The following is a 15,838-nucleotide window of genomic DNA, read 5'->3' on the forward strand; positions in this document are numbered from 1 at the left end:
TACCAATTACCAACTGCCATGCGTCACCGCTGTCGCGTTCCCCAACTCAGCAAACCGGCTGACCAGCGCCGCGCCCTACTGCGCTCGCTGACCACCGAATTAATCCGCCACGGTAAAATCACTACCACTCTCGCCCGCGCCAAAGCGCTGCGCTCAGAGGCGGACAGGATGATTACCCTGGCCAAAGATGGCTCCTTGGCCTCTCGCCGCCAAGCTATGGGCTATATCTACGATAAACAGTTAGTACACGCCTTGTTTGAGGCGGCACAAGAACGGTACGGCTCGCGCAACGGGGGCTACACCCGCGTAGTACGAACAGTCCCCCGTCAAGGAGACAATTCCGAAATGGCGATCGTTGAACTGGTTTAATTCAATTTTGGGTTGGAGATTTGTGATTTATGACTGACAATCGAAAATCCCCAATCGAAAATCCCCAATCGATACAGCGCGTTGCTCTGGTGATCCAATACCTCGGCACTAACTTTCACGGTTGGCAGCGACAGCCGAACCAGCGTACAGTACAAGAAGAAATTGAAACAGCAATATCGACTGTTCTGGAACGCCCGGTAACGCTGCACGCTGCCGGGAGAACCGATGCGGGAGTTCACGCCGCTGCTCAAGTAGCCCATTTTGACGCCCACGGCCCAATTCCGGCTCACCGCTGGGCAAGCGTTCTCAACTCTCGACTGGCAAAAGATATTTTAATTCGAGCTTCGGCAAAGGTGGAACCTACCTGGCACGCTCGGTTCTCAGCCAGTTGGCGGCGCTATCGCTACACCCTTTATACAGACCCGACCCCTAATTTGTTTGTGCGTCCTTTTGCTTGGCACTGCTATCACGCCCCTGTGGATGAATCTTTGATTCAGACAGCATTGACACCGCTAATCGGGCGGCATCACCTGGCTGCTTTCCACCGCGCGGGGTCTGCCCGCCCCCATTCCTGGGTGGACGTGCAAGCGGCCGAGTGTCAGCGTTCTGGGCCTCTTATCTATATTGAGGTTCAGGCGAGCGGGTTTCTGTACGGGATGATGCGGCTGCTGGTGGGGTTGCTGGTGCAGGTGGGTCGCGGGGAAAGGCCGATCGACAATTTCACAGATATCTGGGTCAACGAACGCCGAGAAATGGTAAAATACGCCGCTCCCGCTCAAGGTTTGTGCCTGTTGCGCGTTGGCTATTCAGAATTTCCCTTTCCCCCAGAGGTCTGGTACGACACTCAGCCAAAATTAGTCATGAGTCATGAGTCATTAGTCATTAGTCATTAGGTAACTACTAATAAAAAACTAAGGACAACTAACAATTAAAAACTGACAACTGACAACTGACAACTGACACCTAACAACAGTTAACAGTTAACAGACAACTAACAACAAACAATGAACAAAACTTACGTCCCTACTCAAGACTCCCTAGAGCACAAGTGGTACGTGGTCGATGCCGCTGACCAGCGGCTGGGCCGTCTGGCAACTGAAGTTGCCATGTACCTCCGGGGGAAACACAAACCGACTTACACTCCTTCTATGGACACCGGTGACTTCGTAATTGTCATCAATGCGGACAAAATCGCTGTTACTGGCAAAAAACGCACCCAGAAAATCTACCGTCGCCATTCTGGAAGACCCGGCGGCATGAAAACAGAAACTTTTGCCAAATTGCAAGCACGTTTGCCCGAAAGAATCGTCGAAGAAGCTATACGGGGAATGCTGCCTCACACTTCTCTGGGCAGACAACTGTTTACTAAACTGAAGGTGTACGCTGGCCCCAACCACCCGCACCAAGCTCAAAAACCAGAAGAATTAATTGTTCAAACGATTCCGGGAGGAAATGAGTAATGCAAGCAACAGATACATCCGGTCGCGCTGTGTACTGGGGTACCGGCCGCCGCAAGCGTTCCGTAGCGCGGGTGCGCTTGGTTCCCGGCACTGGCATACTGACTGTCAATGGTAAAGAGGGGGATTTGTACCTGCAATTCAACCCTACTTATTTGGCTCTGGCTAAGGCCCCTCTGGAAACTTTGGGTCTGGAAAATGAGTATGACATTTTGGTAAAAGTCGAAGGCGGTGGCTTGACAGGTCAGGCTGACTCGATTCGCTTGGGTGTCGCTAGAGCACTTTGTCAATTAGACCCGGACAACCGCAAGCCTCTGAAGACTGAGGGCTATTTGACTCGCGACCCGCGGGCCAAAGAACGGAAAAAGTACGGTTTGCGGAAAGCTCGCAAAGCTCCTCAATACTCGAAGCGGTAATCGAGGGAAGAAGGAAGAAGGAAGAAGGAACCAGGAAAAGGCAAAAATTATCTATCCAGATTTTAGCTGCCTTTTTTTGAAGTTTATTTCCGATTCCTGATTCCTGGTTCCAACAGATATAAGGCAAAATTGGTGCTGTTGTTGGTGTACAAGTCCAGCAGCAGCTAAAATGGTTGTAAAGTCAAAAATTAGAGAGTAAAAAACAATGGCAAAAGATGGCATTCACCCTGAGTGGTATCCCGAATCTCAGGTTTATTGCAACGGGGAACTTGTGATGACTGTGGGTTCAACTAGACCAAAGCTTCAAGTTGATGTCTGGTCGGGAAATCATCCTTTTTATACTGGCACTCAGAAGATTATTGATACTGAAGGTCGTGTGGAGCGCTTTATGCGGAAATACGGCATGACGGAGGTAGAAATGCCGAAGGCAGATGCTTCCTCTGGACCGCTGAAAATGGAAGAGCCGAAAGCAGATGCTTCTAAGGCTGCTGGTAAAGGCAAAAAGAAGAAGTAGCCGGATTGTCATTTGTCCGCAGTTTGTTGAGAGTAGTTCTTTCTACTGACAACTTACCGCCCTCGGATTTTAGATTTTAGATTGAAGACTTGCTATGCAGGCAGTTGAGTTCGATCGAGTACAGTTCGATCGACATTTTATCCTAACTGCTCTTGAGTTCTAAAATCTAAAATCTAAAATCTAAAATCTAAAATCGATCCGCCCTCGGATTGGAGAGTTTAGATTGAAGACTTGCTATGCAGGCAGTTGAGTTCGATCGAGATTCTATCCCAACTGTTCTTCAAATCTAAAATCTAAAATCTAAAATCTAAAATCTAAAATCGATTGACAAAGGACAACTGACAATGGCTGAATCTTATTTGCTGGATAAATTGAAGTCGGTAGAGCAAACTTTTAATGAGTTGACTCGCCGCATGGCTGACCCGGATGTCGCTAGGGACAATCAAGAGTTTCAACGGGTAGCGAAAGCTCGATCGTCCTTGGAGGAAGTGGTCGATACTTTTGCTCTGTGGAAAACCACTCAGGAAGATTTGGTGGGCACGCGACAGGTTCTAAAGGAAGCTGCGGGCGATCGAGATATGCAAGAAATGGCTGCGCTGGAAGTTCAGGAACTTGAGTCGAAGCTGGAGAATTTGGAAAGTCGTTTGAAGGTTTTGCTGCTCCCCCGCGACCCGAACGATGACAAGAATATTATGCTGGAAATTCGGGCGGGTACTGGCGGAGATGAGGCTAGTATTTGGGCAGGAGATTTGCTGCGGTTGTATTCCCGTTACGCTCAAACTCAAGGCTGGCAGGTGAAGTTGGTGAGCGAGTCGCTGGCGGAAATGGGCGGCTTTAAAGAGGTGATTCTGGAAGTTCAAGGCGACAGTGTTTATAGCAAGCTGAAGTTTGAGGCTGGGGTACACCGGGTGCAGCGAGTGCCGGTAACTGAGGCTGGCGGTCGGATACATACTTCGACGGCGACGGTGGCTGTGATGCCGGAGGTGGATGATGTGGAGATTCACATCGATCCGAAGGATATTGAGATGAGTACGGCTCGATCGGGCGGTGCTGGCGGTCAAAACGTGAACAAGGTGGAAACTGCAGCAGATTTGTTTCACAAGCCGACGGGAATTCGGATTTTCTGTACTGAGGAGCGCAGTCAGTTGCAGAATAAGGAGCGGGCGATGCAGATTTTGCGGGCTAAGCTCTATGAGATGAAGTTGCGGGAGCAGCAGGATGAGGTGAAGTCGCGGCGTTTGGCTCAGGTTGGTACTGGTTCGCGATCGGAGAAGATTCGCACCTACAACTATAAGGACAATCGGGCTACCGACCACCGTTTGGGGGAGAATTTCTCGCTCAATAGTGTTTTGGAAGGGGATATTGAGGGGATTATTCAAACTTGCATTTCTCAGGATCAGCAGGAACGTTTGGCTGAGTTGGCTGCTTCTACTAATTGATGGATTGATGGGGGGCTAGGCGCATTGTTTGCTCAGCCTCAGTTCCCTTGTTACGCGGGAGATATGCTTGAGTAGGGCTTCCCAAATTGCGTCGGCGATCGCCACTGGATATTTGAAATGTTCGAGGTCGTATTGTACAATGACTTCTAGGGGTGCTAGCATTTGCTGGTTTCGACAACTGGCAATTGCTGCGATCGCCTCTTGTTCCCATCTGGCAAATAGTCTGTAGCTGAAAAAGGAACTGCATTTTTGTCCTTTCTTGTTCAGGTAAACAACTATTACTTGATGTTGTTTGGGGTAGACTTTGACGATGCGGTTGATGGGCATTCTCAGGGCTTCGGCGGCTTCTTTTTTGGAGATTTGCCAGCACTGGGGTTTTAGCCAACCGGAGGCTGTAAGGCTTTGCCGTGTGTGGGTGGGCTTGTGAGTTTTTAGATTGCGTCTCTTGGTCATTTTTACTTTCCCTGATGTCTGCCTTCGGTTTTAAAGTTCGATCGGGCTGTCCCCTTATGTTGGGTTCCTCGCTCAGAACCATTTGTTTAGCGACTCCTTGGGTCTATCAAAACTTAAGTTGTAATTATTAGTTTACTTGCAATCGTTTCCTGTGTCAAGTGTAATTATGAATTGCAAGTGGAAAATTTAGGAGTTGGGAAGTAAACTGAGTTATGTGGGATTAAGTAGTGACGGCAGTTGTGAACGCAGAAGCTAAGAAAAAATTGATTGAGATTGTCAAACTAGCTCGCGGTTCGATGAGTCAGCGGGCATTCGGCAAGCTTCTGGGCGTCTCTGCGACTGCGGTTCAGTTGTGGGAAAAAGGTCAGAGCATCCCAGATACAGAAAATTTGGCTCAGATTGCTGTGAGGGCCGGGTTTACACTTGAAGAGCTGCTCGCTCATCTGGAAGGCAAACCCATGCGTGAACCGGTAGATACTAACGATCTGCTGAAAAAAATTCAATGTATACCAATTAGTGAGTTAGCCGTGGTTGGTAGAGCCGTGATGGATAGACTCGCGGCGGCTGCTGAGTCGTCTGGGAAATATAGTTGATGTATCACTTCGTAAGTAGACTGGTAGATACGGTTGAGTAACCTTCGAGTCGTGAACATCCAAAATAGACAAAAACTTAGTGAAATCATCAAAACTGCTCGCGGAACAATGAGTCAGCGAGCCTTTGGTAAGCTTTTGGGCGTTTCCGCTACCGCTGTTCAGCTTTGGGAAAGGGGCGATACGGTCGCTGATACTGAAAACTTGGCTAAGCTCGCTGCGAGAGCTGGTTATTCGCTGGAAGAACTCCTGAGATTTGTGGATCGGAAGCCAGTTTCAGATCCGTTAGATATTCAAGATATTGTCAATAAAATTAGGTTCTTGCCTCTGAGTCAGGTGGCGCTAATTGGCAAAGCTGTAGCGGAGACATTCGTTGCGTCGGCTGAGGCTGCTGGGGAATGAGTTAGGATCGAGCGCGATCACCCGTTTTGCAGAAGTAGATCCCGATCGCCCTTAAAAATTTCCACCACTCGTACACATCACAAATCGAGTAATTGGTCAAGACCAAATCTACTTTATTACGGAGTGCGATCGCCCTTATGCACTTACGCACTCCAAGCAAAGAAACCGGGTTTTTTACCGAATCTGCGGGATACAACGAAGTTTTATCGTAAAAAATCCGGTTTCTGGGCCCCTATGCGATCGCCCTTATGAAAAAACCACTCGCCCTATCCCTGACTCAATATGTCTAAAAACTCTTCGACAATGCGATCGGGTTCTTCTGTGCATCTGTTAGCGTCGCAGTAGTGGATGATGCTGATACCGTGAGATGCAAACAGGCGATCGCGCATTTCATCTTTTTCTGTATCGGGATGCGATATTTCCAGAATACCCCATTTGCCTTGGTGGAATATGAGGAAATCTGGTTCTTGGTTTTGTCTACCTGCGGGTGTTGTGAGGCGGGCTTTGGAGTTGGGGAAAAAGAGAGTGTTTGTGCGATCGAGCGCTTCGGCAATTTTCACTTGTTCTTCGCAGTGAAAACGCAAATCATTCCAGTGATAAATCCGTTCTTTTATGGTAGACAAAATTCCCTGGTTATGTGCGTCTTCAGCCTTGATAATTTCATCTGATGCTGTCTTATCCTCAGTTACGATTGATTTGTTTAAATCAGTCTGATAAAAATCGGCTTCACTTAAATTTGTGAGCAATAATCTGGCTCCGCTTAAGTTAGCACCGCTGAGATTAACTCCAATTACTTGAGTTCGATGTAATGTCACTTGATGTCGCCGTAAGTATCGTTTTATAACTGCTTTAATATTATTTTTTTTTACTTTTTCGTCAAAAGCGTCTGAGAGTAACTTCCAGAGTTTATAGCCAGCAGCTTTAATATATTCATCATCATATTTAGAAAGTTTGGCAATTTCCTCATAAGACTGCCTGCCTTCCCAGCACTGTTTGAAGATTAGCTCTTGCACGTCGTTTAACTGTTCGTCGTCCTCTAGGATTGTTTCGACAATGGCGAGAGCTTCATCCACAGTCATAGGTTAAATCCTCTTAAAGGTAGTGTCCGAGTTGAGGTTGTGCTGGCTGCGTTGGATTTTGCCCGTGCGTCCACATTACTCTTGGTAGATTTTAGCAGAAATTTTAAGATTTTGCTACTTATTATCACTATTTGTTACTATTTATCACTGGTTCAGCTCAAGATGAAGCTTTACTATAAATAAATTATGTTGGCACATTTCAAAACGCACAGGAGTTAAAAGAAGTGAGTTTACCATACAACATTGCCGAAAAAATTCAGAATGTTATGATTGCTTTGGCTTTGGCTAAATGAATTTTATCCCCCTCACAGGTTTCTGAGATTCCCAATTCGACAATAATAGCTCAATTTGAAGAGCAAATCGGAATAGCAGACAAGGCAGAAAAAGAGAGGGTAGAAAGGGAAATAAAAAAAGTAAAGTCAAATCAATCAACCATGCTACAGATAGCAAAAAAAACAGGCTATGGTAGCGGGGGTTATGGTCGGGGGAATTATGGGGGATAAAGAAAGCAATCTTACTAAGACTGTTTCGACAATAGCCAGAGCAGCCTCGGCAGTCATCGGTTAAATCCTCTTAAAAGTAGTATCAGACTTGAGGTGGTGCTGGCGGGCGCACAGCATTTTGCCCGTGCATTTACCTCAACTCTGGGTAGATTTTAGCAGAATTTTTAATAGTTGCTACTTATTATCACTTTTTGTCACTTTTTATCGCTGGTAAAGCTGAGGCAGACTTGTTACCTTGTTTCAAGGAGATAGGAATGTGAAAGATCAATCACAAAAGGAAATTTAGAAAAATGGCATGGAGTGAATGGATCGAGTGCAACTTCGACAGCAAAGGCGAACTCAACACTCAAGCAGTGGGCAGATCGCCAAACTCATCAGGGGTTTATGCGATCTCTACTAAAACAGGAAATAATTATCACACCCATTATGTAGGAAGGTCGGGAAGGAGTATTCGGGGAAGATTGCAATCCCATTTGACCGGAAAAGGGAACAAGGTTATTGCTGGATTATTGAAAAATAAAAAACAGCTTCCTAGCGATCCTACCCAAGCCTTGTACTTTGCTTATTTGGAAACAAAGGAGAATAAGTTAATTGAAGCTGCTTATATAGATGCAAAGGCAGAAGATAGACCTCTGGCAAACTTAATTCGTGCTAAATTGCCCAAAGGCTTGAGAGAAGAGGATGTCTTTGGATCTCAACTGGAAGATTAAACTATACTGATTTTGTGCAGGAGGAGGTAAGCGTTATATGTGGGTCTTCATTATCATCATAGTAGTAATTTTGGTTGTGGTTTGGGTAAATTCTAATCCCTCTAACAGAGTTCAAGGGAATAGTAGCAAGCCGAAATTCCCTACCGTTGATGAAAGTCAACTGAATGACGATCTCAGTTCAGCAGTAGGAATAGATTATCGAGCACTCCGTAATTTCCTAGCGTTAGGAGATTTTGAATCAGCGAATAAGGAAATAATTACTATTTTCACAAAACTTATTTCTCCTATGAAGAAAGTTGGTAACATTCGTAATCAAATTTTTTATCTCGATATCGGTGTGGATACAGAAATCTATGAAGATCGTGTAGAAAGAATTCCCTGCACTGAGATATGTACAATGGAGAGGCTTTGGGTAAAATACAGTAGTGGACACTTTGGATTTAGAATCCAATCCGAAATTAATCTGCAGCTATATACACAATTTTATGAAGAGATTGTCGAATTCAATCGTAAAGAAAAAATTAATATGCCAGAAGAAGAAGTTCATCTCAGAACTGTTTTAAAAACACAGGATGCGTTCAAAAAACAGCTTAAATGGGATCAAGACTCTTTAATTTTTAACCATTCAGCACCAAGTGGTCACTTACCAAAAATACTGTGGGTAGATAGTATGACAGGTTACAATCACCAGGTTATGTTATTAAATAGAGTGACAAAATGCTGTACGCTCATGGGAGGGACGGCAGTGGCGAGAGAATAAATTACAAAGTTTTTGAAGTACGTGAAGCGAAGCTATCCCGTAGGGACTCGCCCTCCCACTCAAATCGCTTCCACTCCATCATACTTTCAAAGATTCTCGCTGCTGCTCCCTAGTAGGCACTCCATAAGCAGTATAAGGTCTAACATCAGGCGGTTGAAGCCCCAAAACAATTGATTCGGCAGGAACTCCCGCTGCAACTAACTCCTCAGCAATCAGGCGATCGGTATTATTTGCTTGAATCCAAACCTGACCGTCAATAATATCAATATAAATCACGCAATGGTGAATGCGCTGCTCGTTAAACCAACCTATATTTATTAACATATAACGGTCATTTTCCAAATCAAAAATTATTTCATTTTGGATACCCCTGTCAAAAACGGGAATCTCAGCGTATTCCGTAAGGAGCTGCTTAACAAGTTTGCGATAATTATTTAAGCTATCCATTGTACTATTTCCTCTATTTTTGGGTTGAAAACAACCAAATTTAGGCGGTTATTATCTAGGAATATCTGACCAAAACTTTCTCCTTCAACAAGCTCTGTAAAAGCATTTAGTGGAATTGCAAGATACAGTTGTCTTTCTGATTCCGTCCGTTTTAAGATGTCATAGTAAAGAGTATATTGACCCAAAGCTTGCTCTAAATCTGCAATTCTAGACTCTCTGATAAAACTTTTAACTTCAACGGCTATCTTGCGATCGTTGTTCTCAGCAGCTAATAGCTGTTCGGCACCAATATCGATAGGTTTCTCTTCCCCCAAGCCAAGGGATACGGATCGTGGGTAATTGTCAAGCCAGCCTTAATGAGAGCCTGTTTGACAACTTGATGATAAATGTCACTTGCTGGCACGATCGCTCTCTTTTGCTATTGAGGTTGACACTGACTATTATAATGTGCAGAAGTCTCAACCATTATTCGAGAAATTCAATCTGAAACAACACGATCGCCCGATCGCCCCACCCAAATAGTCCTGCACCCACGTCGAGGGCAGAAACCGGGTTTCTTCGTATATCTCTAGCTGAGAATCTGCGATTTTTCAGAGAAACCCCGTTTCTTCGCGTAAGTCCTACCAAATCCAAATCTGGCAATACGCTAAATATAATTAAAATTTGTTAAGATTAACTCGACCTCAGCGCCGGCATCCCATCCGCCGCTAAACCTGCCCTTCCCCAGTCCCCACAACAATGCTGCGACTCGAACACATCAGTAAAATTTACCCCACAGGCGTCGTACTCAAAGATGTCACCTGGGAAGTCAAGCCAGGCGATCGCATCGGCTTAGTAGGCGTTAACGGTGCCGGCAAATCCACCCAACTCAAAATCATCGCCGGCGAAATCGAACCCACCGCAGGCGAAGTCATTCGCCCCGCCAGCCTCCACATCGCCTACCTCTCCCAAGAATTTGAAGTAGATCCGACTCGCACCGTCAGAGAAGAATTTTGGCGCGCCTTCAGCGAAGCCAACGAAGTCCACGAATCCCTGATGCAAGTGCATCGAGACTTGGAAGCCTCCACTCCAGAAAATCTCGACGAACTGATCCACAAAATGGATCGGCTGCAACGGCAATTTGAAGGCTTAAACGGCTACGGTTTAGAAGCGCAAATCGAAAAAATTCTGCCCGAAATCGGATTTGAACCCGAAGACGGCGATCGATTAGTCAGCGCCTTCAGCGGCGGCTGGCAAATGCGGATGAGTTTAGGCAAAATTCTCCTCCAAAAACCCGACATCCTGCTGCTAGACGAACCTACCAACCACCTCGACTTAGAAACGATCGAATGGCTGGAAGTATACCTCAAAGGGCTGATAACCCCGATGGTAATCGTATCCCATGACCGGGAATTTCTCGATCGGCTCTGCACCCAAATCGTCGAAACAGAACGCGGCGTTTCCAGCACCTACCTCGGCAACTACTCCTCCTACCTGCTGCAAAAAGCAGAAGCCAGAGAAGCCCAACTCAGCGCTTACGAAAGCCAGCAAAAAGAACTCGAAAAACAGCAAGCATTCGTAGAAAAATTCCGCGCCAGCGCCACTCGCAGCACCCAAGCCAAAAGCCGCGAGAAACAGTTAGACAAAATCGAACGCATCGAAGCGCCCACCGGCGGATTAAAAACTTTGCATTTCCGCTTTCCCCCCGCACCCCGCAGCGGTCGCGAAGTAGCAATAATTGAAGATTTGGTGCACACCTACGGCGAAAAAATCCTATTTTTGGGAGCAGACTTATTAATTGAAAGGGGCGATCGTATTGCCTTTCTCGGCCCCAACGGCGCGGGCAAATCCACCCTACTGCGACTGATTATGGGTTTAGAAAAGCCTTCTGAAGGTATAGTCAAATTGGGAGGCCACAACGTCATCCCCGGTTACTTTGAACAGAATCAGGCAGAAGCCTTAGATTTGAATAAAAGCGTGATCGAAACTATTCACGACGAAGTACCAGACTGGAAAAATGAAGAAGTTCGGACTTTGTTGGGGCGGTTCTTGTTTACCGGCGAAACAGTATTCAAACAAGTCGGCGCTTTGAGTGGCGGAGAAAAAGCCCGTCTGGCTTTAGCAAAGATGCTGTTGACTCCCGTGAATTTGCTAATTTTGGACGAGCCGACAAATCACCTCGACATTCCGGCGAAAGAGATGATGGAAGAAGCGATTCAGAATTATGACGGTACGGTAATTATCGTTTCACACGATCGCTATTTCATCTCCCAAGTAGCTAACAAAATTGTCGAGATTCGGGATGGAGAATTTCGCCCTTATTTGGGAGATTACCACTACTATCTCGATAAAATAGCTGAAGAAAAAGAGCTAGCCAAGTTAGCCAAACTTGAAGCTGAAAAAGCAGCTAAAAAAGCTGAAAAAGAGACCAAGAAAAAAGCTGCGGCTAAGCAAAAATAAACTTGCAACCCTCGCAGATAAACCTTAAATCCGCGTTTATCTGCGTGCAGCAGCGGTTAAAAAAGAATCTGAGTTCAGGGGGCGACAACCGCCCCCGAACTATTACAGGCAAAGCTTTTCGCCCGATCGACCCGTCACAAAAATTTCTGCTTATTGACAAAATAATCTATCGAGGGAAAAGAATACCCAGTTGTGATAAAAAAGAAGGGTACTGCTAATACAACAAGACCCAAACAATAATATGTTGCCCTTATTCTATCATGAGATTCTCGAAAAATATCTGACTCCTGCACAATTACTTACCCTTCAAATGCTAGTGTGGTTGTTAGAGTCTCAAAAACAAGTTAGAATAGAACGATTAGCTGCCACCCTCCAATTACCCATATTACAAAGTAGTCGCCGGCGTCACATACAACGATTTTTACAGATTAAAGCACTCAGCATACTGGCGCTGTGGTTCCCGATAGTGAAACAGGTGATATCCTGTCAGCTCAAAGCTGGGAGTCATACCAAATCCGGGTTAGCTACCCCCGTTATGATGGCGAAAAAAAACTGCACTCACTCATAATTTGTTTAAAACCACCAACTAAGAGAGAAATTTGACAAGAAAGCTGTCACCATTCTCGCAGAATTTAGCGACTCGATAGATTAGTAAACAACTGAATATACTCGCCCTCACAAGGCGAGCGGTCGTTGATAATTCTCGTTGATAATTATTGAGATAAATTCCTCGCCCAACGAGAGGTTATCCCTCAGAGGGCAAGCTGTTTTGTGGCCACCAATAATAATTAGTAAGATTTTTGATGGGTTCTGTCATAGTTGTCGATAAAATTTGACAACGTTCTTCGAGAACTGTTTCCAAGTCCTGTATCTTGTCAAAACTTTTATTAAGTAACGGCTCATCAGTCACAGACCACAGCCTTTCTGCTGGTTGAAGTTCGGGAGAGTAAGCTGGCAAGTATTCTACACAAATTCCTGATGGAATCACCAGTCGCTCGCTCATATGCCAACCCGCTCTGTCCATGACTAATAGGATAATTTTGGATTGTCCGGCTCCAGTTTGTAAGGCAAATTTTTCTAATACTAGATTCAGCCATTCACAGTTGACTCTGGGAATGATAAACCATTCGGTTTTTCCAGTAGGAGGATTGACAAATCCGTAAAGATATACCCATTCGTAGCGATGACAAACAACTGCGGATGGTCTTTCTCCAATGGGGGCCCATACTTTACGGAGAATTGGTTTGAGTCCTACTCTATGTTCGTCGAATGACCAGACCTCTATTGGATGTGAAGGAAACTCCTTTTGTAGCTGCCTCACTCGATGTGACAGTTTTTTTTTAAGTTTTCTTGCTCAATTTTATCCCCGTTCTTATGTCGAGGTCGAGGTCTTTGAGGTGAGTAGCCAGACTTTTTTAAGTATTCCCAGCCCCTTTGTTTTCCGACTCGTTCTCTCCCGATTTTTTGGGCAATCCATAATGCGACCTTGGGTCCGGTCCACAGACCTCGATCGGGAGATTCCCCCGCTAAACTTAAACGCAGTTCTTCTAATTGCAGACTATTGAGTAAGGCATGGCTAGGACGTTTTTTTGGTGGCTGTTTTTTGAGACGAATCGCTGTCTCTCCTTGCTGATTATAGCTTTTAACTATTGCTCGGGCGTAATCATAATTAATCCCAAGGACTGCTGCTGCTTCTTTAATTGTTTTTGAGAGCGCGATTAACCAGAGTAATTGCCAGCGACGCGCTTCGCTCGGGTTGCTTGCCTCTCGGTAACGATACTTGAGTTCTGTTGCACTCAAGTAAGGTTCCAAATGTGCTTTTCTGGTCATCTTTTTGTTTGAACTATTAACTCATGAAAACTATTTTAGTTATTTTTGCTACCAGTTTTCATGAGTCGAGCGTCGGCACAGCATTTGAGCGCCCGCACAGCATTCGAGCGCCCGCACAGCATTCGAGCGCTTGCCATAAACACATAGATGGCGATTGAGCGCCCCTGGCGCTCAACCGCCATCATAACGGGGGTAACTAACGCGGATTTGGTATCAATTAATCATTGCATTGGATAGAACCCAATGGAAAGAGTATAATGTTTTAATGGTAAGTGCGATTTATCAAAAAAGAGCTTTCCCGATATTCTGGACACTGTTAGATAAACAAGGGGCTTCTAATTTAGCTGAACAGCAGCAAGTATTACGTCCGGTAATTCGGCTGTTAAAAAAATATAAATTAGTGATTATTGGCGGCCGTGAGTTTCATAGTATAGAGTTAGCACTTCGGGTTACACAGTCAGCATCTTAGCTTTGTGCTTCGCCAAAAAGGTAATACGAGTTTTCGAGAAAAAAGACAGCCATTTCAAGCACTAAATACTATTCCATTTCAACCCGGTAGTCATCTCTTCTATCCTCAGATTAATTGGGAGCATAACTGTTATGCGCTCAGTATAAATACTGATGATAATTTAAGCTGCTGCTTTGAGATTGACACCAATCATTCCATTTAAGTAAGCTACTCGATGAGCCAAGACTTGCGGGACATTTTGCTCATTCCATTGTGCGCCAGAAATTTTGATACGACGACCAATTTGTTTGATTGCTGATTCCACAGCACCCGACCCAATCGAACAAATCTTATTTGACTGATAATAGTGGTAATTAACGATGCGTGTTCGGTGTTTGTTGAGATATACGCAGAAATTATGTGCGGCTTTTTTTGTCAGATTTGCCAAAAGTTGTTTCGCTTTTTCTACCTGTCCCATCCATAAATAAGCTTGGGCTTCATTGATTCTTCGTTGTGAACCGCCAACCTTATTCAGATTTTCAATCAGATGATACCAGTCAAGGATTTCTCGGCGTTGTCGATTTGGGGCGACTAAAGCGATAATATTCCAAATTCCATCATGTCCATCTCCCAGACAGGTTACAATCTTAGCGATGGGTTGACTGTTGACCCAATTAATCAGCCCAATGTTATCTTGATAAACCGCGATTAATCCGCTGTTGGTGTGCATTGCTTTATAGTCTTTGTAGATACATTCTAGTCCCTGTGCAGTTCTTAATCTAACTTTTCCTCCATCTACACCTAATTCTTCAATTAGTTCTGTGACTATCGGGAACTGAAACTCTTGCCGATGGACTAATCTCTGTTGTGACATGGCATTGGTTTGGACACCGGTGATGTATTCTAAATCTACTGCCGTTTGCTCGTAGGACATATTGGCACTTAATCTCAGACAACATTGTTCCAAATGTGGACTAATTCTTGTGCAGGGCTTAACTCCGAGTATTTTAGCTTGTTTTTCACTGATTTTTAGTATCCCTAATGTACTGGTAAGTTTTCTGGTTCTGCCGGAAGTTGTTCCTGTTGATTGCTTAAAAAAAAAGCGGCAATTTCGGGACTGACATACGGCTGTTGCTGTGTCTGAACAGTTTTTTCTATACTTTCCAGCGTCAACTGTTGTTCAGATTCAGCTTCTGTATATAAAATCTCAGCAATTGCTCTGGTATATTCTTGCAGCTTTCTTTGTTTCTCTGGATTCATAATTTTGCGAGAGTGGTAAACATATTTAATTATGGACTAATGAGGGGTAGGGTATTTCTGAGTATTTGTACTCATCGCATAAGTGTTATGCTCCCGATTAATTTAACTCAAACCAAAGGTTTCTCTCGCTTTAACTTAGTAGCTGCCTGGAAAAGAAAATATAAAGGTAAGCAAGAAGATGAACCTTGGTATCTATTAACTAATCTCCCAGATTTGAAAAATGCGATTAAAATTTACGGTCAACGTTATGGCATAGAAGCAATGTTTAAAGACTGCAAAACCGGAGGATATAACGAAAGAAGGTTGCCAAGCATCACCGGATAGATTAATTGCTTTAATGATTGTAATAGCTTTGGCGATGACTTCGGCATGGTTACAAGGAAAAAGGGCGTTGCATAATAGTGATATGAATTGAGGTTAAATCTAATGAAATGTCCTGAATGTGGCTCCAGCCATATCCGTAAAAATGGCAAGATGAGAGGGAAGCAAAATCATATTTGTGTCGATTGTCATCGTCAGTTTATTGATGTTTACACAATCTCCAAAGGATACTCAGATGAAATTAAAGCGCAATGTTTGAAAATGTATGTCAACGGCATGGGATTTCGAGGTATTGAGCGCGTCACAGGAGTCCATCACACCACCGTCATTAATTGGGTCAGACAAGTAGGAGAACGCCTACCGTCCGCCTATGACCCAGAGGGTGCATCTCACTTGTGCAA

Annotated in this window: 20 protein-coding genes and 2 pseudogenes; 15 read left to right on the forward strand and 7 right to left on the reverse strand. The window is 44.7% G+C overall.

Annotation, left to right across the window (positions count from 1 at the left end; translation table 11 throughout):
* Positions 1 to 18: 18 nt before the first annotated feature.
* The 6 genes from D0A34_00345 to prfA all read left to right on the forward strand — a co-directional run bounded on the left by D0A34_00345 (position 19) and on the right by prfA (position 4,195).
* The gene (locus tag D0A34_00345; protein ID UNU17514.1) at positions 19 to 369 is read left to right on the forward strand and encodes a 50S ribosomal protein L17; all 351 of its coding nucleotides are present in this window, start codon (positions 19 to 21) and stop codon (positions 367 to 369) included.
* Positions 370 to 398: 29 nt separating this feature from the next.
* Positions 399 to 1,262 (forward strand): tRNA pseudouridine(38-40) synthase TruA, encoded by an 864-nt coding sequence (gene truA, locus D0A34_00350; GenBank protein UNU17515.1) that lies wholly within the window; start codon positions 399 to 401, stop codon positions 1,260 to 1,262.
* A gap of 111 nt (positions 1,263 to 1,373) precedes the next feature.
* Positions 1,374 to 1,829 (forward strand): 50S ribosomal protein L13, encoded by a 456-nt coding sequence (locus tag D0A34_00355; protein ID UNU17516.1) that lies wholly within the window; start codon positions 1,374 to 1,376, stop codon positions 1,827 to 1,829.
* A complete protein-coding gene (locus D0A34_00360; protein UNU17517.1) occupies positions 1,829 to 2,242 on the forward strand; it encodes a 30S ribosomal protein S9 in 414 nt (137 codons plus the stop codon). The genes D0A34_00355 and D0A34_00360 overlap by 1 nt, the downstream gene beginning before the upstream one ends.
* A 205-nt stretch (positions 2,243 to 2,447) precedes the next feature.
* Complete coding sequence (locus D0A34_00365; GenBank protein UNU17518.1) at positions 2,448 to 2,756, forward strand: 50S ribosomal protein L31; 309 nt, start codon at positions 2,448 to 2,450, stop codon at positions 2,754 to 2,756.
* A gap of 344 nt (positions 2,757 to 3,100) precedes the next feature.
* Positions 3,101 to 4,195 carry a peptide chain release factor 1 gene (gene prfA, locus D0A34_00370; GenBank protein ID UNU17519.1) on the forward strand — a complete coding sequence of 365 codons (1,095 nt, stop codon included), beginning with the start codon at positions 3,101 to 3,103 and terminating at the stop codon, positions 4,193 to 4,195.
* A 15-nt stretch (positions 4,196 to 4,210) separates the two neighbouring features.
* Here prfA and D0A34_00375 read toward each other — a convergent pair whose 3' ends face one another.
* On the reverse strand, positions 4,211 to 4,648 hold the full coding sequence (locus D0A34_00375; protein ID UNU17520.1) for a hypothetical protein: 438 nt from the start codon (positions 4,646 to 4,648) through the stop codon (positions 4,211 to 4,213).
* A 239-nt stretch (positions 4,649 to 4,887) separates the two neighbouring features.
* Between D0A34_00375 and D0A34_00380 the strand changes: the two genes are divergently transcribed.
* Positions 4,888 to 5,241, forward strand: coding sequence for an XRE family transcriptional regulator (locus D0A34_00380; protein UNU22110.1), 354 nt, complete (start codon positions 4,888 to 4,890; stop codon positions 5,239 to 5,241).
* Between the two features lie 51 nt (positions 5,242 to 5,292).
* On the forward strand, positions 5,293 to 5,640 hold the full coding sequence (locus D0A34_00385; protein UNU17521.1) for an XRE family transcriptional regulator: 348 nt from the start codon (positions 5,293 to 5,295) through the stop codon (positions 5,638 to 5,640).
* Between the two features lie 266 nt (positions 5,641 to 5,906).
* Here the strand turns inward: D0A34_00385 and D0A34_00390 are convergent, their stop codons facing one another.
* A complete protein-coding gene (locus tag D0A34_00390; GenBank protein UNU17522.1) occupies positions 5,907 to 6,719 on the reverse strand; it encodes a hypothetical protein in 813 nt (270 codons plus the stop codon).
* Between the two features lie 793 nt (positions 6,720 to 7,512).
* On the opposite strand from D0A34_00390, the gene D0A34_00395 reads away from it, so the two are divergent.
* Positions 7,513 to 7,932, forward strand: coding sequence for a GIY-YIG nuclease family protein (locus D0A34_00395; GenBank protein UNU17523.1), 420 nt, complete (start codon positions 7,513 to 7,515; stop codon positions 7,930 to 7,932).
* A gap of 37 nt (positions 7,933 to 7,969) precedes the next feature.
* A complete protein-coding gene (locus tag D0A34_00400; GenBank protein UNU17524.1) occupies positions 7,970 to 8,692 on the forward strand; it encodes a hypothetical protein in 723 nt (240 codons plus the stop codon).
* A gap of 78 nt (positions 8,693 to 8,770) precedes the next feature.
* Here the strand turns inward: D0A34_00400 and D0A34_00405 are convergent, their stop codons facing one another.
* Positions 8,771 to 9,139 carry a XisI protein gene (locus D0A34_00405; GenBank protein ID UNU17525.1) on the reverse strand — a complete coding sequence of 123 codons (369 nt, stop codon included), beginning with the start codon at positions 9,137 to 9,139 and terminating at the stop codon, positions 8,771 to 8,773.
* Positions 9,127 to 9,542: pseudogene (locus D0A34_00410) on the reverse strand (fatty-acid synthase). The gene D0A34_00405 and the pseudogene D0A34_00410 overlap by 13 nt, the downstream one beginning before the upstream one ends.
* 335 nt (positions 9,543 to 9,877) lie before the next feature.
* On the opposite strand from D0A34_00410, the gene D0A34_00415 reads away from it, so the two are divergent.
* Both D0A34_00415 and D0A34_00420 read left to right on the forward strand, forming a co-directional pair.
* Positions 9,878 to 11,578: an ABC transporter ATP-binding protein gene (locus tag D0A34_00415; protein ID UNU17526.1), complete on the forward strand. Its 1,701-nt coding sequence runs from the start codon at positions 9,878 to 9,880 to the stop codon at positions 11,576 to 11,578.
* Positions 11,579 to 11,819: 241 nt separating this feature from the next.
* Positions 11,820 to 12,146 carry a hypothetical protein gene (locus D0A34_00420; GenBank protein UNU17527.1) on the forward strand — a complete coding sequence of 109 codons (327 nt, stop codon included), beginning with the start codon at positions 11,820 to 11,822 and terminating at the stop codon, positions 12,144 to 12,146.
* Positions 12,147 to 12,323: 177 nt separating this feature from the next.
* Here D0A34_00420 and D0A34_00425 read toward each other — a convergent pair whose 3' ends face one another.
* Both D0A34_00425 and D0A34_00430 read right to left on the reverse strand, forming a co-directional pair.
* The gene (locus D0A34_00425) at positions 12,324 to 12,911 is read right to left on the reverse strand and encodes an IS630 family transposase (GenBank protein ID UNU17528.1); all 588 of its coding nucleotides are present in this window, start codon (positions 12,909 to 12,911) and stop codon (positions 12,324 to 12,326) included.
* Positions 12,896 to 13,408 carry a helix-turn-helix domain-containing protein gene (locus D0A34_00430; protein UNU17529.1) on the reverse strand — a complete coding sequence of 171 codons (513 nt, stop codon included), beginning with the start codon at positions 13,406 to 13,408 and terminating at the stop codon, positions 12,896 to 12,898. Before D0A34_00430 ends, D0A34_00425 begins: the two co-directional genes overlap by 16 nt.
* A gap of 265 nt (positions 13,409 to 13,673) precedes the next feature.
* Between D0A34_00430 and D0A34_00435 the strand changes: the two genes are divergently transcribed.
* Positions 13,674 to 13,877 carry a hypothetical protein gene (locus tag D0A34_00435; GenBank protein UNU17530.1) on the forward strand — a complete coding sequence of 68 codons (204 nt, stop codon included), beginning with the start codon at positions 13,674 to 13,676 and terminating at the stop codon, positions 13,875 to 13,877.
* Between the two features lie 160 nt (positions 13,878 to 14,037).
* Here the strand turns inward: D0A34_00435 and D0A34_00440 are convergent.
* A protein-coding gene (locus D0A34_00440; GenBank protein UNU17531.1) for an ISKra4 family transposase occupies positions 14,038 to 15,116 on the reverse strand; the annotation gives its coding sequence in 2 pieces (ribosomal slippage) (positions 14,038 to 14,945 and positions 14,945 to 15,116; 1,080 coding nt in all).
* Positions 15,117 to 15,203: 87 nt separating this feature from the next.
* Between D0A34_00440 and D0A34_00445 the strand changes: the two genes are divergently transcribed.
* Entirely contained in the window at positions 15,204 to 15,440 is a 237-nt protein-coding gene (locus D0A34_00445; GenBank protein UNU17532.1) for a hypothetical protein, read from the forward strand.
* A gap of 102 nt (positions 15,441 to 15,542) precedes the next feature.
* A pseudogene (locus tag D0A34_00450) lies at positions 15,543 to 15,818 on the forward strand (IS1 family transposase).
* The last annotated feature ends 20 nt before the right edge of the window (positions 15,819 to 15,838 follow it).

Source organism: Microcoleus vaginatus PCC 9802, assembly GCA_022701275.1.
GTDB classification, from domain to species: Bacteria; Cyanobacteriota; Cyanobacteriia; order Cyanobacteriales; family Microcoleaceae; genus Microcoleus; species Microcoleus vaginatus_A.